Origin of the sequence: Streptomyces sp. SID3343, assembly GCF_009865215.1 — a bacterium.
Taxonomy (GTDB): domain Bacteria; phylum Actinomycetota; class Actinomycetes; order Streptomycetales; family Streptomycetaceae; genus Embleya.
This window is the reverse complement of sequence record NZ_WWJX01000047.1, coordinates 13,209-31,859: the sequence shown is the minus strand read 5'-3', so window position 1 is coordinate 31,859 and position 18,651 is coordinate 13,209. Positions and strand designations below refer to the sequence as shown.

18 protein-coding genes, 1 pseudogene and 1 riboswitch are annotated in these 18,651 nt (G+C 70.5%); of the genes and pseudogenes, 11 read left to right on the top strand and 8 right to left on the bottom strand.

The genetic code is table 11. The features are described 5' to 3' along the window. A partial coding sequence (locus GT354_RS02120; RefSeq protein ID WP_161354430.1) for a HAMP domain-containing sensor histidine kinase occupies positions 1–645 on the top strand: 645 nt, incomplete at its 5' end. Further along, positions 642–1,217, top strand: coding sequence for a hypothetical protein (locus GT354_RS02115; protein ID WP_237534288.1), 576 nt, complete (start codon positions 642–644; stop codon positions 1,215–1,217). The genes GT354_RS02120 and GT354_RS02115, both read left to right, overlap by 4 nt. Before the next feature lie 97 nt (positions 1,218–1,314). Here GT354_RS02115 and GT354_RS02110 read toward each other — a convergent pair whose 3' ends face one another. From GT354_RS02110 to GT354_RS02100, 3 genes are all read right to left on the bottom strand, one after another. Further along, positions 1,315–1,974 carry a hypothetical protein gene (locus GT354_RS02110; protein WP_161354429.1) on the bottom strand — a complete coding sequence of 220 codons (660 nt, stop codon included), beginning with the start codon at positions 1,972–1,974 and terminating at the stop codon, positions 1,315–1,317. After that, on the bottom strand, positions 1,971–2,852 hold the full coding sequence (locus tag GT354_RS02105; RefSeq protein WP_237534290.1) for an ABC transporter ATP-binding protein: 882 nt from the start codon (positions 2,850–2,852) through the stop codon (positions 1,971–1,973). The genes GT354_RS02110 and GT354_RS02105 overlap by 4 nt, the downstream gene beginning before the upstream one ends. A 96-nt stretch (positions 2,853–2,948) precedes the next feature. Continuing rightward, positions 2,949–3,206, bottom strand: coding sequence for a hypothetical protein (locus tag GT354_RS02100; protein ID WP_161354427.1), 258 nt, complete (start codon positions 3,204–3,206; stop codon positions 2,949–2,951). Between GT354_RS02100 and GT354_RS02095 the strand changes: the two genes are divergently transcribed. The 4 genes from GT354_RS02095 (at position 3,196) to GT354_RS02080 (ending at position 6,240) form a co-directional block, all read left to right on the top strand. Then, the gene (locus tag GT354_RS02095) at positions 3,196–4,008 is read left to right on the top strand and encodes an SDR family oxidoreductase (RefSeq protein WP_346011799.1); all 813 of its coding nucleotides are present in this window, start codon (positions 3,196–3,198) and stop codon (positions 4,006–4,008) included. The genes GT354_RS02100 and GT354_RS02095 overlap by 11 nt on opposite strands. A gap of 561 nt (positions 4,009–4,569) precedes the next feature. Next, entirely contained in the window at positions 4,570–4,806 is a 237-nt protein-coding gene (locus GT354_RS02090) for a hypothetical protein (RefSeq protein WP_161354426.1), read from the top strand. After that, positions 4,803–5,747: a helix-turn-helix domain-containing protein gene (locus GT354_RS02085; protein ID WP_161354425.1), complete on the top strand. Its 945-nt coding sequence runs from the start codon at positions 4,803–4,805 to the stop codon at positions 5,745–5,747. The genes GT354_RS02090 and GT354_RS02085 overlap by 4 nt, the downstream gene beginning before the upstream one ends. A gap of 28 nt (positions 5,748–5,775) precedes the next feature. After that, positions 5,776–6,240 carry an SgcJ/EcaC family oxidoreductase gene (locus GT354_RS02080; RefSeq protein WP_161354424.1) on the top strand — a complete coding sequence of 155 codons (465 nt, stop codon included), beginning with the start codon at positions 5,776–5,778 and terminating at the stop codon, positions 6,238–6,240. A gap of 542 nt (positions 6,241–6,782) precedes the next feature. Here the strand turns inward: GT354_RS02080 and GT354_RS02075 are convergent. Further along, a complete protein-coding gene (locus GT354_RS02075) occupies positions 6,783–8,006 on the bottom strand; it encodes a hypothetical protein (RefSeq protein ID WP_161354423.1) in 1,224 nt (407 codons plus the stop codon). 310 nt (positions 8,007–8,316) lie between these two features. Then, positions 8,317–8,739, bottom strand: a complete 423-nt coding sequence (locus GT354_RS02070; RefSeq protein WP_161354422.1) for a MarR family transcriptional regulator — start codon at positions 8,737–8,739, stop codon at positions 8,317–8,319. 99 nt (positions 8,740–8,838) lie between these two features. On the opposite strand from GT354_RS02070, the gene GT354_RS02065 reads away from it, so the two are divergent. Then, positions 8,839–9,633 (top strand): alpha/beta fold hydrolase, encoded by a 795-nt coding sequence (locus GT354_RS02065; protein WP_237534287.1) that lies wholly within the window; start codon positions 8,839–8,841, stop codon positions 9,631–9,633. A 990-nt stretch (positions 9,634–10,623) separates the two neighbouring features. Here GT354_RS02065 and GT354_RS02060 read toward each other — a convergent pair. Beyond that, a complete protein-coding gene (locus GT354_RS02060) occupies positions 10,624–11,115 on the bottom strand; it encodes a hypothetical protein (RefSeq protein WP_161354421.1) in 492 nt (163 codons plus the stop codon). Between the two features lie 2,106 nt (positions 11,116–13,221). Between GT354_RS02060 and GT354_RS02055 the strand changes: the two genes are divergently transcribed. Together GT354_RS02055 and GT354_RS02050 are read left to right on the top strand one after the other, a co-directional pair. Next, on the top strand, positions 13,222–14,130 hold the full coding sequence (locus GT354_RS02055) for a Gfo/Idh/MocA family oxidoreductase (protein WP_161354420.1): 909 nt from the start codon (positions 13,222–13,224) through the stop codon (positions 14,128–14,130). An 18-nt stretch (positions 14,131–14,148) separates the two neighbouring features. Further along, positions 14,149–14,619: a hypothetical protein gene (locus GT354_RS02050; RefSeq protein ID WP_161354419.1), complete on the top strand. Its 471-nt coding sequence runs from the start codon at positions 14,149–14,151 to the stop codon at positions 14,617–14,619. 231 nt (positions 14,620–14,850) lie between these two features. Here GT354_RS02050 and GT354_RS02045 read toward each other — a convergent pair whose 3' ends face one another. Further along, positions 14,851–14,991 carry a hypothetical protein gene (locus GT354_RS02045; protein ID WP_161354418.1) on the bottom strand — a complete coding sequence of 47 codons (141 nt, stop codon included), beginning with the start codon at positions 14,989–14,991 and terminating at the stop codon, positions 14,851–14,853. A gap of 407 nt (positions 14,992–15,398) precedes the next feature. Between GT354_RS02045 and GT354_RS53315 the strand changes: the two are divergent. Next, a pseudogene (locus GT354_RS53315) lies at positions 15,399–15,624 on the top strand (IS630 family transposase); the annotation flags it as partial. Positions 15,625–15,637: 13 nt separating this feature from the next. Further along, positions 15,638–15,722: riboswitch (ZMP/ZTP riboswitch) on the top strand. A gap of 34 nt (positions 15,723–15,756) precedes the next feature. Then, positions 15,757–16,914, top strand: coding sequence for a phosphoribosylaminoimidazolecarboxamide formyltransferase (locus GT354_RS02040; protein ID WP_161354417.1), 1,158 nt, complete (start codon positions 15,757–15,759; stop codon positions 16,912–16,914). A gap of 500 nt (positions 16,915–17,414) precedes the next feature. On the opposite strand, the gene GT354_RS02035 is transcribed toward GT354_RS02040, so the two are convergent. Beyond that, positions 17,415–18,602 (bottom strand): hypothetical protein, encoded by a 1,188-nt coding sequence (locus tag GT354_RS02035; protein ID WP_161354416.1) that lies wholly within the window; start codon positions 18,600–18,602, stop codon positions 17,415–17,417. Between the last annotated feature and the right edge of the window lie 49 nt (positions 18,603–18,651).

Sequence of the window (18,651 nt, the reverse complement as noted above, 5' to 3'; positions counted from 1 at the left end):
CTGCGACTCGTGGCCCAGGAGACCCGCAAACTCGCCCGCATGGTCGACGACCTCATGGAGATCTCGCGCTTCGACGCGGGAGCCGCGATCCTGCACACCGACGAGGTCGACGTCGCCACTGCGGTACGCCGAACCCTGCGGGCCCGCGGCTGGAACGACCAAGTGGAGACCGAACTCCCCGACGGTATCCGCGTCGTCCTCGACCCTCGGCGCTTCGACGTCGCCCTCGCCAACCTGGTCGGCAACGCCCTGCGCCACGGAGGCAGCCCCGTCCGCGTCGTCCTGCGCCGCGCCGGCGACCGAGTCGCCCTCGACGTGCTCGACCACGGCCGCGGCCTCGACCCGGCCGTGCTCGAACGCATCTTCGACCGCTTCTACAAGGCCGACTCGGCCCGGACCCGATCCGAGGGCAGCGGCCTGGGACTTGCCATCGCCCGCGAGAACATCCACCTGCACGGCGGCACCCTACGAGCGGCCAACATCGCGGCCGGGGGCACCGTGTTCACCATCGAACTCCCCTTCGCGCCGCCGACCGCCGCACCGGACCCGGGACACCTCGCTGCCGGCAGCGCACCCGCAACCGATTCCGACGGCGAGCCCGCGTCGTCGGGCGAGGTCGGATACCAGCGTCCGGAGGATCAGTGAAGCTTCCCACCACCGTGACCGTCGTCGTGGCCGTCCTCGTGGTCGGTTTCGCGGCCGTCCTCGTCGCCGGATGCGGCATCTCCACCACGACGCCACACGGAGTAGGGCCCCCGGCCGGCGGCGTACCCCAAGTCGGCACCGTCCCCGACCGGGCTCGCCTGTTCTTCGTGTCGTCCTCCGGTGTCCAAGCGGTATCCCGACCCGCCGACGAGCCCCTCGACCCGGGCCAAGCGGTCGCCCTGCTGTTGGAGGGACCGACCGAGGCCGAACGGCGGCAGGGATTCATGACCGCCCTGGCGGGCCTGGCCGGCCGGGTCGACGTCGACACCGGGGACGGCACGGTCACGCTCACAGTGCCCTTCGACGCCGGCCGAGTGCCTGTCGAAGCGATCCACCAACTCAGCTGCACCGCGGCCAACGCCCACGTTCCGGGCGGTCGACCCGTCGCCGACGTCGACATCAACTTCCGCGAGTTCGACAAGCCGGGCGTATGGGGCCCTTTGCACTGCAACGTCGCCGGCTACTACGCGCAGCCCGAAGGCGCGCGCCCCCCGGGGAGCCCTCCCGGCTGAGTACCCGTGCCGCCACAAGCCGAGCAGACGATCGGATGGGCGACCACGGCCACCGGATGCCCGGCGGCGAGTCCCGGGACGGATGCGCGCCGGCGGTCTATTCCCTGCGCCCGGCGACGAACTGCGCGCCGGCGGTGAACACGGCCAGGACCACTGCGGAGATCGACAGCATGACGCCGGCAGGGGCCAGTAGTCTCGCCGCGTCGGGCGTCGCGGACATCAGGGTGAACAGGCGGTTGACCGGAGGCATGCCCTTGACGAAAAGGGCTCCCATCACCAGTGCGAGAGCGGCGACCAGCGCGTACCCCTGCCGTTTGAAAACCGGCCGCGAACACAGCACGCCGATGGCGATGCCGACGAGGGCACAGGTGAGCTGCGCCTCGACGCCCAGCAGGAGGTCGGCGGCGGTGACCACGTAGTCGCCCATCCACAACGGGAAGAACAGTCCGAAGACCATCAGGACGAGACAGCTCAGCAGGGCCGTGCCGATCGCCGCGAGCAAAACCGTGAGCGACCGGCCGCCCGCGGTGACGACGACGATCGCCCGCTGCGATGGGTCGTCCAGGCTCGTCAAAGCGATGGTCAACCAGGTCGAGCAGACGAACAGCGCGCCGGCGGAGGAGGCGTAAGCGGGGGGCAGCGGGCCGCTGCCGTTGACGGTCAGCACGCCCATGAGGCCCATGAACACGAGCAGCGGGGCGAGATAGCGCTGCGTGTGCAGCACGGTGGCGAAGGTGTAGCGGATGAGCGCGATCACCAAAGGTCCCCGCTCGTCGCCGCGTTCGGCCTTCGGTGACGGTCCGTGGTCGTCCCGGTGACGCGCTCGACGGACCAGCCGTATCGGAGCGCCGTGGACAGCAGAGCGTCGGTGGACTCGCGTCCCACCCGCATCCTTACACCCGTGACGTCCCGGCTCACCGTCAGTACGCCGTCCAGCTGCTCCCAGGCGAGGTCCTGCGGCACTCGGCCGTCCCTGCCCGCGGTCAGGACGACGTCGGACGTGGGCCGCTGCTCGGCAGCCCTCGGCTCCGGTCCCCGCAACGACACGCGGCCCTTGTGGACCGTGTACGTCCGGGTGGCGCGGGCGCGGGTGACCGACTCGCGATGATCGGTGAACACGACCGTGCCGCCGGAGGCCGCGACCTCGGTCATGATCTCGGCGAGCACGCCGTGGGCGTCGGCGTCCAACCCGGACCACGGCTCGTCCAGGACAAGCAACCCGGGTTCCACCAGAAGGGCCTGGGCCAGGGCGACCTTCTGCGCGTTGCCCTTCGACAGGCTCCGCAGGGGGGCGTCCTCGCCGCCCACCAGGGCGAGCCGGTCCAGCAATCGGCCGGCCCGCACCGAGGCGGCCGAGGTGGTCAGCCCACGGACACGGCCCATGTGCGTCAGGTACGCCGCGGCCGACATACGCTCGTTGGGGGAGAACCGATCCGGAACGTACCCGACAACGGGCGGCCGGGCAGCCACCGTGCCGAGGGTCGGCCGGGACAGGCCCACCGCAATCCGCAACAGCGTCGACTTCCCCGATCCGTTCCCGCCGGCGAACGCCACGAACTCACCGGCCGGGGCCTCCACATCCACATCTTTCAGGACCCAATCGCCACGGCCATAGCGCTTGCTCACCGATCGCAGACGTAACAACCGACTCCCGCCCCCAACACGACACCCTCGGATGCTCGCAGACTACGGGGCCCGTCCGCTCTGCTCCAGGATGCCGACTGCCCTGCGTCAGAGAGCTGCTTCTCGTCCCGGGCCCGGTGGTCCCGGGGTGACAGCGTCGACGGGCACGACCGTCAGGATCCGAACCCGGTAGAGCGGGTCTGTCCGGAGTGCGAGGATGATCCGCAGGCGCAGCCGTTCACCCGCGAGGAGCCCAAGCGGTTCCTCGACTACGCCGACGACCGGGTCGCCTGCGCGGTCGACGTCGGCAGCCGCGCACCACGCCGCGACAATCAGCCTCTTGGAGTGAACTGCCGTGACGTCCATCGAATCGGTTCCCGAGTCGTCCCCGCTGCGCGGTCGAACCGCCGTGATCACCGGCGTGAGCCGACGCGCGGGCATCGGCTTCGCCATCGCCCGGCGCTTGGCCGCCTACGGTGCGGACCTCTTCCTCCATCATCACGCCGACCACGACGCCGACCAGCCGTGGGGACGCGACCCCGAAGGCCCGCAGGCCCTCGCTGCGGAACTCGCCCGGACGCACCCCGGCGGCGGGCGGGTCTGCGACCTCGGTCTCGACCTCGCCGACCCCACCGCCCCCGAGCAATTGATCGACGCCGCCACCAACGCCCTCGGACACCTCGACATCCTCGTCTGCAACCATGCACGCAGCGGCGGCGACGGACGCCTCGGCGCCCTGAACGCCGCCATGCTCGACGCGCATTGGGCCGTCAACACCCGCGCCACGATCCTTCTCTCCCAAGCGTTCGCCGCCCGGCACGACCGTCGCCCCGGCGGCCGGATCGTTTTCCTCACCTCCGGCCAGGACCTCGGGCCGATGCCCGACGAGATCGCCTACGCCACCAGCAAAGGCGCGCTCGCCTCCATCACCCGCTCCCTCGCCGCCGACCTCGCCGACCGCAGCATCACCCTCAACACCGTCAACCCCGGCCCCGTCGACACCGGATGGGCCACCCCCGACCTTCACGAAGCAGTCCGCTCCCGACTCCCCGCAGGACGCTGGGGCACCCCCGACGACCCGGCCCGACTGATCGCCTGGTTGGCCACCGACGACGCCCAATGGATCACCGGACAAGTGATCAACAGCGAAGGGGGCTTCCGGCGATGACCCGGACCGGCACGGGCACGTTCTCGTAGCCGGCGTCCGCGGGAAGCCGCACACGAGCGGCCTCGACGCCTGGGTCGGCGACGAGGGCGCGGGAACGGGCAACGGGCCTGTGCGCACGGCGACATGGCAGATCCACATCCTGGAGTACCGGGCCGGCCCTGACGGTTGCCGGCGCACGGCCCGGTTTCAGCGCAGTCGGCCGAGCATCTCCACCGACAGGCCGGCCGGCCGGCCAGCCGACAGGCCGACAGGCTGGCCGGCCTGTCGGTGGGGCGTGCGTGGGGCGTACAGGCGTGCGCGAGCCATGCGCGGGGCGTCGTAAGTGGGCCCGGCGCACTTGCACGTTCTCCGTACGGCAAAGCGGACTTCGTCCGACCGTATGCACCGCCGAGAACCGAACGGCAGCTACACCGGACGAGTCCGGGGCTCCGGCGACTCCGGTGCAGGCCGGCACCATGGTGGGTGTGGCGTCGAGGAAGAGCATGGATGTCCGTGCTCGATCCCGATCCCGATCCCGATCTACAGTGACGATCCGACCGATACGAAGGAGTTCGCTTTCGCATGTTCGAGGATGGCGATGGTCTCGGCGAGAGCGAGGGTCGGGTGCCGCGGTTCCGGGCGGGCCGGAGCCTGGTTCGGTGGGTGCCCGCGAGCCGGTGGGCCGACTGCGCCGACCGGCTGCCGCACCACACGTACGCAGCGCAGACAGGCGACCCGCCGGACGGGCCGGCACCCGACGTCACCCGTCGGCTGCAGGACGAGGCTCCGCACGGCTTCGTGCGTACCGGTGTCGGATGAACAGCGCCGACGACTTTCTGGAGACGCTCGAACAGAGCGGTCTGCCGCCCCTGCGCGGCGGCCGGCCCCCAGGCGAAGGCTTCCAAGCGACCGTCGTGAGCCGTGACCTGGGTTCCTTGCGGCTGGCCGAGCTGGTGACCCCGCAGGGGGAGTGTTTTCGCGATGCGCGGTCTGCCCGCGCCACGGACAGCGAGCTGTGGCAGATCGAGGTGGTGACACGAGGACGGGTGCGAGCCGAGCAGGGTGGCAGCACCGCTGTGCTGGGCCCTACGGACTTGGTCCTGATCGACCCGGTGCGGCCGGTCCGGTTCGCCAGTTCCGAGAGCACACACGTGACCATGCTGGTGCCGCGGCACTTGCTGCGACTCGGAGCCGACGACGCCGCCCGACTGGCCGGCGTGCGAATTCGCGGTGACCGCGGCCCCGGCGCTCTGGTGTCCTCGCTCGCACGCGACATGGCGCGGTCCCTGGACGGATTCCGCCCCCACGAAGCGGACCGGTCGGCGGCCGCGGTGATCGAGCTGATCGCGGTGATGTTGTCGGCCCGCCTGGGCGACGCGCGTCCGGTCGCCGACGAGATTCTTCGCACGCGGATCATCGGCTTCATCGAGGCGAGGCTGTCCGACCGGGACCTCACCCCGGCCAAGGTGGCTGCGGCACATCATGTGTCGGTACGCCGCCTGCACAAGCTTTTCCAGGATCAGCCGCTGACGGTGGCGGCCCTGATCCGCCGGCGGCGCCTCGAGCGATGCCGCGCGGACCTGGCCCGGACCGACGCCACGGTCGCCGCGGTGGCCGCCGGCTGGGGATTCGCCGACCCGGCGCACTTCAGCCGGCTGTTCAAGGCCACCTACGGTCATCGCCCGGGGGCGCGCGTATCCAACGACTGTGCACGCATGGTCAACGAGCCGGCTGTCCGGCCCGGCGAGGATGGTGGCTGAAGACGCAGCAAGGAGAAAGGCTCATGACATGGAATTTTCGGTTGAAGCTCTGAGTGCTGTCCCGGCCCGGATGATCGAGGGATGGAACCGCGGCGACGCCGCCGCGTTCGCCGCCGATTTCGCGGAGGACGCCGAACTCGTGGACTTCGACGGAACCGTCCACAAGGGACGCGACGCAGTGATCGCGTTTCAGCAGCCGGTCTTCGACACGGTGCTGAAGGGCTCCCGGCTCGTGCGGGGCGAGGTGTCGTTCGCCCGGATCGTCGGGCCCGGCTGGGGCGTGGTGCACCACCGTTTCGGCATGGTGATGGCCGGCGAGGAGGAGCCGCTGCCGAGCCGCCACTTCCTGCAGTTGTTCGCGGTGATCTGGCAGAACGACCGCTGGGAGGTCGCGACGCTGCAGAACTCGCGTCTGGTTTCGCTGGAGGCCGCAATGGCTCTGGACGGACAGGCCGCCGTACGGGCCGCCGGACAAGAGCCCACCGCCGGCTGAGCCGGCACGCGCTGGTTCGAACGTCGCCACGAAGACCGGAACCGCGATCGACCCCGAGCCGGGGGTGACCCGGCGAGCTGCTTCCCGGTCGGCTCATGCAGTGGTGTGCGATCCGGGGCCGGACACGCGGAGCGCGGTGATCTCGCCGAGAGCCCCGTCCTGCCCATCGGCACCGGGGGCTTTCTCCATCTCGACGACAAGAACACCGAGGCCGGTCGCCCGTTCGTCGTGGCACCCGCGCCGATCGCGTCCCCCGGATCCGGGGGACGCGGGAACGCGCGCGGTGAACGGCAGCTCCGCCCGTCCGGGACCGTTGCGACGGGCCGGCCTCGGCCGCCGCCGGCGGGGTGGTGGCCAGGGGTACCGGCGACCTGTTCACGGTCGGGGAGTCGCTCGCGTTGTTCACGGACGACGTCCGGGTTGCCGCGGCGACGCGTGGATCGGCGCCGGTGGGACACCGGGAGGGCGAAACGCCGGGTGGGCCATGGGGAGGACGAAACGCCGGGTGGGCCATCGGGCGCCGCTCCCCGATCGAGCCCCCCTCAAAGGCGGTGGGCCTCGTCGCGGTGGGTGGTCGGGCCCGTCTCCTCCGAGACCAGGTCCCCGAGCATGGCAAGGGCGACCGTCCGGCGATCCGCATCGGTTGCGGCGCGGATGGCCGTTTCGCCCTCCCAGCGCGCCACGGCGTCGAGTGCGTCGGCGACATGGTCGCCGTGGTCGTCTTGGTCGTCGTGGAGCAGAGCGTGGATGAGTCGGATCACGTCGGCGCGCCGGGTCTCGGCCGGAGCCGGGAGCAACGCGAGCCGGGGCCCGACGAACGCCGCAGACTCGGGCACCAGAGTCGCCAGCGCCGCCAACAGCAGGCGGCCCGCGTCGACTTCGGCGTCCCAGTGGGCCAGTAGGGCGGGCACGCGCGCCTGTACAGCCAGGCGTACCGCGCGCTCGTCCGCGCTCTCCTCGCTGCTCTCCCCGAGCGCGGTGGCCCGGTCCATCATGTCCACCTCGTACAGGTGTGCCGAGGTCGCCGATTTCAGCAACGCGTACAGAAAATGCGCACGTTCGGCCGCGGGTACGTGGTCGTCCGCCGCCAACGCGGCCACGAACTCGACGGAGTCGGCGTCGATGTCACACGCCTGCCCGTCGGACGACACGGCTTCGCAAAGACGACCCATGAACTCCGCGTCACGGTCGGACAACGAGCCGAAACAGTCGTCGTCGAACAGCCAATCCACGTTGTCCGGCAGACCGGCGGCGTCGCCGTACAGCCGGCGTGCCACCGCGCGCACGGCATCGACCAGGTCCGACCTGGTGTAGGAGCCACCGTCCGTCCATCCGGGCACCGGTACCTCCAAGGACGGCGCGACCGCCATGGTCGGCATCGGTCGCCCGGCCGGTGCTTCGTACACCAACCCGGCACGGTCGAACCCACCGAGCATGCTTGCCCGGTTGCCGTCGCTGCCCCCGCTCGTGAAACCGCCGTGCCGTCGAGCCACCGTGTCGACCCGGACGAGAGTCCGGACGGATGCCCAGTGCCGTGCGTCGTCCGTGTCCCCGACGATCGCTGCCACCGACCGCACCTGCCACCATCCCGCCGGCAACCCATCCCAGGCCCTCGCCCGCTCATCGGCCACTCGGGCTGCGACCAACAGGTGCCCCAGCGCTGCCAGTTCCTCCGCCGCCGAACGTGCCGCAGCCTCGTGAGCGAAGTTGAGGACGTGCTCGGTGGCCCGACCCGAGTCGACCGCGGTGTGTGCTGTCGAGTTCATGGGCCGGAGTGTAGGCAACAGCCCGCCGGCCCGAACTGCCGACCCGGGCACGGGCCTTCGCCGAACGATCGGGCCTCGGCCCCTCACCACCGGACCGCCACCGATCATGCCCACGGCCTGCGCCTCCCGCCGTCCCGCTGCCACTGTCAACGCAGAACCCGCAGACATACGGCACCCCACCCCACCAACGAGCCCGGAAAGGACGGCACCGGCTTCGAACGGCGCGATGCCGGTGTGGTCCGCGGCGGGCTTCCCGATCGCACGGAACGGGCGAATGCGCGGCGGAGTCCGCCGCGGCCCTACAGGTGGATCATCCGGCACCGGGCGCGGCGGCGATCCGAAGGAGCAGGCCGAGCAGGACCTCACGCTCCTCCTGCGCGAGCGGGGCGAACGACGCGGAGAGAACCCGCTGCGCCACGGGCCGGCCGGCCGCCAGAACGCGTTCGCCCCGCTCGGTGAGGTGGTGTTCGACGCGTCGACCGTGCCCAGGGCGGCGTTCGATCAACTCCTGGGAGGCGAGCCGGTTCGCGAGGGTTCCGAACGCCTGGTCGCCCTGGAACGTCGCCTGGGCGAGTTCGTGCCCGGAGGCACCGGGCGAGCGGGCGATCGCGCGCAGCGCGTCCCACTGCGCGAGGGTGGTGCCCACTGCGGCCAGGCCGGTGTCGAGCGCGCGATGGTGCCGGTACTGCACCTGCTTGACGGCGCGGCCGAGCACCTCGAGGTTCACGGTCATGCCGTCGATCCTACCCGACTACGCTTGCGTATATACGCATGCGTAATTAGTGTGGCCCTGCGAAGCACAACCGCCGCACCCACCTGTGGAGGGCCCCGGATGACCCGCATGACCACCCGTACCGTGCACCTGCGTCCCGACCTGCCCATCACCATCTCCGAAGCGGCCGACGAAAGCCGCGAGGCCCCCGCCGCCCTGGTCCTGCACGGCGGCGGCGGCCCCGGCACGGTGGCGGGAATCGCCGAACACCTGGCCGAGTCCCGGCACGTGATCGCGCCGACCCACCCCGGATGGGACGGCACCGAGCGGCCCGCGGCACTGGGTACGGTCGGCGATCTCGCATCCGTGTACCTGCGTCTGCTCGCCGACGAAGGGCACCGGCGCGTGGTCCTGGTCGGTTCCTCGCTCGGCGGCTGGATCGCCGCCGAGATGGCACTGCGCGACGAGAGCGGAATCGTGGCGGGCATCGTCCTGATCGACGCGGTCGGCGTCGACATCCCCGAGCACCCGATCCGTGACTTCTTCGCCCTCGATGCTCGTGGCGTCGCCGAGTACTCCTACTTCGACCCGGACCGGTTCCGCGTCGACCCCTCGACGGTACCGCCCGCACAACTGGCCGCCCGCGCCGCCAACATCGCCGCCCTGCGAGCCATCGCGGGCGACCCCTACATGCACGACCCGACCCTGCTCGGCCGCCTCGGCGACATTCGAGTACCGGCGCTCGTGGTGTGGGGCGACAGCGACCGCATCGTCACCCCCTCCTACGGAAGACGCCTCGCGGCCACTCTCCCCGACGCGCACTTCGCGCTCGTGGCCCGGGCAGGCCACCTGCCGCACCTCGAACGACCCGAGGCGACCTACGCCGAACTCGACGCCTTCGCCGCCCTCAAGTAGTTGCCCGAGCAGTTCGCCTGCACAAGCGTGCTTCGTCCCGCCCGGCCGCAGACGGCACCGGCGAAGACGAAGGCCGGCAGGCCGGCAGGCCGGCTCTTGTCGCCGGTCTCGGACGACGACAAGGGCGGCCCCGGAGACACCCCCTCGTGCCCGACGCCCCGACCCGTCCGTGCGTATACAGCCGTGGAACTGCCCCACCCCAATCCGATGGGCCACCACGGGAGCCGACTGCCCCACCCGCTTCACCGGACCGGACGTGCCACACCCGACCAGCCGGCGAAGACGCAAACGGCCATGGCGTCACCCGTCTCCGCCCGCCGGCGAGGAGCCCACCCGCCGCGCCCGCCCCGGCGAAACCGGCGTCCTGGGACTCCTGTCGGTCCACCGATGCGCGCCGTGGCAGGAGTTCGTCGTCTCCGTCCTGATGTCCGCCCCAGCCCCGCCCGACTACGAGCAACCCCCGCAACACTCGCTCCCGCAGTCCCGCTCGTGCGCCGACCCGACGGCATCGCGGGTGCATGCCGACCGGATGGTCCGCCGGTGCGGGTGTGGGTGCGGGAACGACGAGGCCGGAGCGTCAGGGCCGCCGGTCCGCCAAGCCCCGACGGCCCAGGTCGCGATCAGGCGTTCGAGTTGTGACATCGTCGGCGCCGCGACGGGCCTCCGGCTCGGTGCCGCGGTCGGCGACGCCCGCCCCAGGCGGCGACGTCCGCCCCGGTGAACCCGACCAGGTGCTCGAACAGCAGGCTGTCGAGTGCTGCGGATCATCCCGCCACGCCGCCATCCCGCCACGCCGCCGGTACCGGCAGACCGGCACGTTCGACGGACTGCTCCCGTCTGCGGGTACCGCTCCGTGTCGATCTGAGCGAGTACAACGGATACTTCCTGCATCACATCCGCCCGGAGACCGAACCCGGAGGCGATACCGCCTGGCGACAGACGGCGCATGCCGGCGACCCCACGGCCTCCGGTGGGCGTCGTCGCTCGACCTCAGTGTGCAGGGCGCGTGATCGCCGCGACCTTGTCGACCTGCGCCTTCATGACCGCCTCGGGTATCGCCGCCGGTGGTGGGCCGAACACGTTCACGGACATGCCTCTGACCAATACCGGCCCCACCCGGACCACGGTGACGACGATCGAGTACAGCCCGTCCGTGCCGAATGCCAGCGACAGAGCGTCGTCACCGAGGTCGTAACCGGCGCCGCCGGTCAGCGCGTATTCGACGGTGGAACTCTCCTCGGGGGCGGGGTCGTCGGTCGTCTCCGCGAAGTCGCCGCACGATGGCAGGGCCTTCCTGGCCGCCTCCAGGGCCTTGGCCGCATTGTCCCCGGGGAGCAGGGCGAGGCTCACCGAGTGGATGGTGCCCGGCGTCTCCTTCGACTCCAGTGCGAGATGGGTGACGGCCTTCGGCGCGGCGGCCCCGGACAGGTCCTCCAGATCGGCGAACGGCTGGCACTGCGGCTTGGCCGCTTTCGGATTCAACGCCGGCCGGGTGGCCTCCCCCGTTGGCGTCCACCCTTTCGGCAGGTCCCCCTCCACGACCCACACGGCCCGCAATTGCTCGGCGGTGAACTCGCTCCCCGTTGGCGCGTCGGACGCGACGTTCGACGGGACTCCTGCCGAACTCGCCGCGGCGCCAAGGCTGTTCGACCCATGTCCTGAATCGCGAGCATCGTCGGAGCCGGGCCCACACGCGCCGGCCGCCAGAAGCAGGGGGACGAGGGCGGCGGCGAAACGTCCGCGGGCGGGGCGCATGAACCAGATCGACCAATCGTTCGATGGCGGGAACGCGCGTATCCTTGCACAGCTTTCCCGCCCGCCTACCGTTCACTGCCGGATGCGGCTCCCGCAGGAGCTCGGTCGGGCCGACGCGGCCGGCCGGACGACAGTCCGCAGAGACCATCGGCAACTGGCCGTCGAGCCCTTCCCACGCGTCGCGACGAGTCAACCTGAGCCGAGCCGATCCCACGCGGCGGCGATCACGGTGCCGTATCGCCGAGGACAACCACGATCAAGAAACGTCCCCCTCCTCCTCGATCGCCGGCCGCAGACGCCGACGCTCGGCCCCGACGCGCTCCAGGATCGTCCTGTTCGGCAGGCGCGGTCGAGCACGGCTTGTGAATGATTCGAGTGGCCGTCCGCGAGTAGTCGGCCGAGATCGGTGAGCAAGACGCAGGTGTACCCCGCGCAGAACCGGGTGGCGACCTCGACACCGAACTCGCCCAACCCCGAACGGGGTTCGTCGTGATCCGTGATGAGGTTCCCGCCTCCGGTCAAGGGTCGTTCGGGTCGGTGTTGCCGGCAGGCCGAGCACAGGCCGTCTCCCGCGTGCCGGCGCACGCTCCCGCAGTCCCGCCACGCGCGAGGGGTTTGTTTCGTCCGGCGGGGGCGCGAGCAGTGGCCGCACCAGCCGGTGTCCTCGCGTAGACAGCCGGGTCGTTCGCAGCGCGGACAGGGTTGTTGCGCGGCTCGTTGGCGGGCCTTGCGCGCGCAGTCGCTGCACCGCGTTGCGTCCTTGTCGCGGACGGGGTGGTCGCAGTCGGAGCACACACGCGAGCACGTGAGACCTCGGCCCGTATTCACCTGCAGAAGATGCAAGTTGCTACATCCGGGACAGGCCGACCGGGGCGCCGCACCCGACGCAGTTGCTTTGCTCCTCGCCCATCGTCTCGTCCGCCGATCACAGGGCGGCACGGAGCGGTCGCGCACGGAGGTAACCGTCGGTGTTTCCACGACCGGCCGCAGGGCGCCGCTTGTCGTTCGACGGGGGTGGTATCCACCTCGAAGAGGTCGTCGAGGGTGTACTCCAGCGCGGCTCCGCCCCGGCACCAACCCGCGGCAAGTTCAACGGCGCGCGAGGCACGACAGACGCGGTACCGCCGCCTCGAACCCTGCTCCAAAAGGCCCGCCGACCCCGCACCGGCACCGATCAACCGCATCCTGAACACCAACCTGGACGGCCAGGTCGCGGCAAGCGGAGTGGAATGAGTTCAATTCACTCCAAAAACGTTGCTCACGTGGTGAGTTCGTGACCTTCTGCATGACGACTTTTCGTGGCTGCCGGTTTGTCGTTGCGGTTGTTTCCGGATCAACTCTCGTCTCTGGTAGGGCCGTTGGCTTCCGCTGTTCGCGCTGCGTCGGCAGGGCCGCGGCGGTACCGCGTCGGTGAACGAGCGGGTCGACCGCCGCCCACGCCCGGCAGGACGTGCGACGCAAGGCCACCGGGGTCGCAGCCTGCTCAGACCCACTGGCACGCATCCCGGTCCGCGGCCGTTCCCGGATCGACCAGGACTATGTCCTCGCTCACGCGAAGCCGCGGGCCGTGCGCAGCGGGCGGACCTGCCGGATAGCGGCAGGAGGTGGACCCGGCGGTGATACGCGAGCACGACGAGACCGCGATCGCGGCGCCGAGCCCGGCCGAGTTCCGGGAACGAAAACAGTCGGAGCCCGGCGCGCCGAACCGGGCCGGGCGCCGGGAGCGCGCCGATCCGCGTCGGTACCGTCCGATCACCCGAACGGGTGTGCATATGCTGGCGGGGCCGTGACCCGGACGTGTGGCCCGGCGGCGCCAATGGGAGGAGCGGCCCGATGAAGGTCGGCGTGATCGGTCTGGGCGACATTGCGGAAAAGGCCTACCTACCCGTCCTCTCGACCCTGCCGGACCTGGAACTGCGCCTGCACACCCGTACGCCCGCGACGCTGCGCCGGGTCGCGGAGGCCTACCGGGTGCCCGCGGAGCACTGCCACGCCGACCTGGACGGGCTGCTCGCCGAGAGCTTGGACGCGGCGTTCGTGCACGCGGCGACCTCGGCCCATCCGGAGATCGTGACCCGGCTGATCGAGGCCGGCGTGCCCACCTACGTGGACAAGCCGCTGGCGTACAGCCTGGACGAGAGCGCGCGCCTGATCGAGCTGGCCCGGGCACGCGGCGTCGGCCTGATGGTCGGCTTCAACCGTCGGCACGTGCCGGCGTACGCGGAAAGCCGCGAACTGCCGCGCGACCTGATCGTGATCCGTCGCAACCGCGTCGACACCGCGCGCGAACTGCGCACGGTGACCTTCGACGACCTGATCCACGTGGTGGACACGCTGCGTTTCCTGGCCCCGGGCGAGATCGAGCGCGTGGACGTGCGCGCCCGCGTCGTGGACGGATTCGCGCAACACTTCGTGCTGCACCTGTCCGGTTCCGGCTTCAGCGCGATCGGCATGCTGAATCTACGCAGTGGGTCGAACCAGGAGATCCTGGAGGTTTCCGGTCGGGACGGCACACGCGAGGTGTACAACCTGGCCGACGTGGTCGACCACCACCAAGGCTTGCCGACCACCCGACGGCGCGGCGACTGGACCCCGATCGCGCGCCAACGCGGGATCGAACAGGTGGTCCTGACCTTCCTGGACGCGGTCCGCACGGGCGTCTTCCCCGACCTCGACGACACGCTGCGCACCCACGAGATGTGCGAGCTGGTGGTCGCCGAGGTGGAGAAGCAACTCGGCTGAGCGGGAGGAGGGACGCACGTGCGGACACGATGGTCGCCGCCGGTCGTCGATCCGGGGCGGCTCGCCGAGCTTGCCGCCGAGATCGAGCGGATCGGCGAGCTCATTCGCCACGACGACGGCGCCGGCGGGCCGGGCGAGGCCGAGGCCGCGATGGTCGCCTTCCGGGCAAGGACGGGACACGACTACACGATCGCGGACTTCGCCGATTACCACGGATCACGGTCCCTGGCGGACTTCGCCTTGGAGGCGGCCCGGCCGGCCCGGCCCCGGATCGCCGACATCACTCGGGCGGAACTGGTCGAGATCGTCGAACGCATCCTCGCGGGGGACGCCGAACTCGATTGGTATCTACTGGTGTTGACGGTCAACGTGGCGCACCCGAGGGTGACCGAGCTGATCTTCGGCGGGCCGGCCGGAGGCGACGGCACCCTCGAGTCCGCCGAGGAGATCGTCGTCGCGGCGTCGGCCTATCGCGCGATCGCGTTGTGAGGGGGGCCGGCGGGCCGGCTCGGGTCACAACATCGTCTTGCCCTCTTGCCCTCTTGCCCTTCGCGGCGGTTTCCGGGATCGGCACGATGACGTCCCAGCGCTCGACGATCCGGGCGTCGCGGATACGCACGATGTCCGCGACCGCGCTACCCCGATCCTCCCGCGATGCGCGCATCAAGCTGTATACGACGACCGGCTCGTCCTCGGCCGACACCCGCTTGAAGTCGATGGTCAGGTCCAGGAACCGGCCCCGAAAGCGGTGACGAACTCGACGAACGCGTCGGCGCCGTCGGGAGCGTGCGGGCGGTGCTGGATGTAGCGGGCGCCGAGGCACCTCGCGGCGGCGTTCACCGGCTGCATGTCGTTGAACACCGAGTCGAAGAAGTCCTGGCAACGCGCTTCTTTCGGGCCGGCCGCCGAGGCGGCGGTCGAAGTCGCCGGATCGGTCGGTCGGGATGTGCCGCTCGGTCGCTGCCGCCCTCGGGATACTCGCTCCAAGAGGGCCACCCCGTCCGCTCACGTGCGTTACGAAAAGATCTGCCGCTCGGTGTTCACGCACAGCGCTACCGAGGCGTCGGAAACGAAGAATGAAACGGGCCCGCGCAGGACGGCAAGCCGGTTGGATGTGAGGACACATCCGATCCGGGGCGTGGAGGCGTGGTGGCAGAGCCGGTCGAAGTCCGTAGACCGACCGACCAGGAGGGGCAGCGGCTGCGCAGGTCGTGCGCCGGGGCAGCACCGCCGCCACCGGCGGATCCTGGTGCGCCGAGCAGGTCCGACCGGACCGGCTGCCCGCGACCCACCACCGCACCCACGGAGTGACTCACCTACCTCCACGGCTGCTACTCGATCGACGACGACACCCTGTGGGGCGTCAACCGTCGCCGCAACAGCGCCGGCAACAGCCTGGCCGCGCTCGGTTCGATCCGTGCCGCCCGGCCCGGGGGTGTCCCGATCTACGTCATCATGGACAACCTCTCCGCGCACAACGGCGTCAAGGTCCGTTGCGCGTAACATCGTTTCCGGCCGCAACTGGCGAAGGTGGAGAACCACCGGGGAGCGGCCGTTCTCCCACGTGAGCGTCGACCGCCTGGGCGCCTGCGTCAGTGATGTCCCGCTGACACAGGAGGCTGTGACGTGGAACTGCGTTATGGGATCAACCCGCAGCAGACGACGGCGACTGTCGCGCCGGTGCAACTCGGCCGATGGCCGGTCCGGGTGTTGCAGGGCAGCCCGTCCTACGTCAACATGCTGGACGCGCTCAACAGTTGGCAGCTGGTGCTGGAGGCGAGCCGGGCCCTGAACCGGCCGGCCGCAGCCTCCTTCAAGCACGTCTCGCCCGCCGGCGCGGCCGTGGCCGGCCCCGTCGACGAAGTCACCGCCGAGCTCTACGGCATCGACCGCCATGGTGTCGGCGCCCTCACCAGCGCATACCTGCGTGCCCGCGACGCCGATCCGAAGTCCTCCTACGGCGACTTCGCCGCCGTGTCGCACCCGGTCGACACCGAACTCGCCGAACTGCTGTCCCGCGTGGTCTGCGACGGCGTCATCGCCCCCGGATACGCCCCCGGCACCGTCAGCACGCTCGGCAAGAAGAAGAACGGCCGCTTCCTGGTCATGGAAGCGGACCAAGCCTTCACACCCCCGCGGGACGAGACACGGGAGGTGTTCGGCCTGCGGTTGTCCCAGCGGCGCGACGAGGTGACGCTGTCCACCGCCCTGTTGGAGAACGTCGTATGCGGCACGCTGCCGACCACGGCAGCCGAGGATCTCCTGCTGGGCCTGGCGGTCCTGCGCTACACGCAGTCCAACTCCGTGTGCTACCTGCGCGGCGGGGCGACCCTGGGGATCGGTGCCGGTCAGCAGTCCCGCGTCGACTGCACCCGCTTGGCCGGCGCGAAGACCGACATCTGGTGGCTGCGACGCCACCCGGCCGTCCGTGCGCTCGCCTTCCAACCGGGCATCCGGCGCCAGGACCGGATCAACTGGCAGATCCGCTTCATCGAGGGCGATCTCACCCCGGACGAGAGCGCACGTTTGTCGACAGCCCTGACCGCGCCCGCCCCCGAGCTGACGGACGAGCAGCGCACGCAGTGGCTCGCAGGCCTGGCAGAGGTGGCATTCGCCTCGGACGGCGCGTTGCCGTTCCGCGACAACGTCGACCACGCCCACCGGCACGGCGTCGCCTACATCGCCGAACCGGGCGGATCAATCCGCTCCGCCGAAGTCGAGGACGCCTGCCGCGAACATCAGGTCGCCCTCACCCGCACCGGCCTCAGGCTTTTCCACCACTGAGGACTTCGATCAAGGCCCCGCCCACCCGATGAGAATCTCAAGCCCATTCGCCCGGAGCCCCCCAGTCGGGCATGTCGGCAACCTGGCGAACCATCCCGGTCAGAGCACTGGCGTGGCGAGCAAACTCGCCACGGTCGCTTCCCCCCGGGACGCCGAACTCGGAGGACACCCAGTGGCGCATAGGTGATCGAGTTCTCCGATCCGTGATCGACGGCTGACGTAAGGACGTCAGTCGCGGCAGGCGTCGGTCTCTGCCACCAGGCGCACTCGCCACGTCAGGTCGGCGGCGTCGCGGGACCACGAGAGATGCGCCAGTCTTCGACGACGCCGCTCATCTCGGCCCTGGCGCACGTCTCCCAGTCGGCGGGCGGCTAGGTCTGGCCCGGCCACCGCGACGACGTCGCCCACATTCGGGTAGCCGCATCCGTCGACCAGACGCGCCCCCCGCGCCGGCGGAACGCGCGCTGTGGTACCGGTGATCGCCCACGGGGCGTCGATCTTCAACGGGTGCGCGCCTGTCTGTCGTGGCCCTTCCGGACGAGCAGGGCTGCTTCCGCTCGATAGGAGGCTTGGTTCAATTGGCGGTGCAACTCGGCGAGGTGGGCGTCGGGGCGAGTATCGACGCACACTTCCGTGAGCAACTCGCCGAAGTGATCGAAGTGGGAGTCGTCCCCGAGGCCGCGTACGAAACCGAACAGTTCGACGAGGCGCTCGACGGACAACCGGTAAGCGGCGTGGCTGAGGACCGTCCTCGCCTCCTGCGGCCGGCCGGCGCGCAGGTGCCTTCGCACGGCGTACGCCACGCCACGCACGTCGGGGAAGCCGGGATCCGCGATCGCGACGACGCGAAGCACCCGCACCTCCTGGCGCAGCCTCGTCACCTCGTCCATGACGCGATCCAGTCGCTCCTCCTGTTCCACGTCGTCCTCGTCGGTCTCGGGCGTCGTCGTCTCGACTACTTCGAGTTGGCGTTCCAGGATCTGACACTGGTCCTCTGCCTGGAGGGTCCTGGTGTGCGCGGCGGTGAGTTCCCTCTCGAGTCGGCCCACCTCTTCGCGTAGGCGGTGGCATTCGGCCGTCAACCGGTCGCGTTCGTCGGTGACGGTGCCCAGCTCCAGCACCGTCTCCGCGCGTTCTGCCTCGGCGAACAGACGCAACCGGCGCGCCTGGGTCTCCAGGTCCGCGATGCGACTTTGCCGAGCCTGGACGGCGTCGCCCAGTACCTGCTCCCGGATCGCCGCCTGACGAGCACGTTCGTCCGCCATCTCGAGCTTGTCCCGAAGGAGTTGGATCCTGTGCTTCGTGTGGTCCTCGGCCTCGAGCGCGGCGTAGTACAGCTCCCGGCAGCGCTGCTCCGCTTCCGGGGTCAGCGGGATCCCGCGATGCTCGTGAGCGTCCCTCAACAGATCCGTGATGAAGTTCGAGGACGGCATCCGCGTCCCGTTGAGATAACGCGAGATCGTCGCCGCGTTGAGGTGCCGTCGGGCGCCGTATCGACGAACGGAAACGTCCAGGGCCGAGAACAGCGTCCTCAAGGCGTCCGCCAAGGCCTTCCGGGACGCGTTGAGATCGGCCCCGAGCGGCTGTAGCGCCCCCATGGGGCCGAGGCCCTTGACGTCTCCGAACCACGGCCCGGCTTCCCGGTTCGGAGCCCCCGGCTGCAATCGGCCGCCGGATTCGTTCGCCATCGCTTCCCCGATCGTCGTTGTCCTTCGCGAGTGTTGCCGGCGAAGTGGC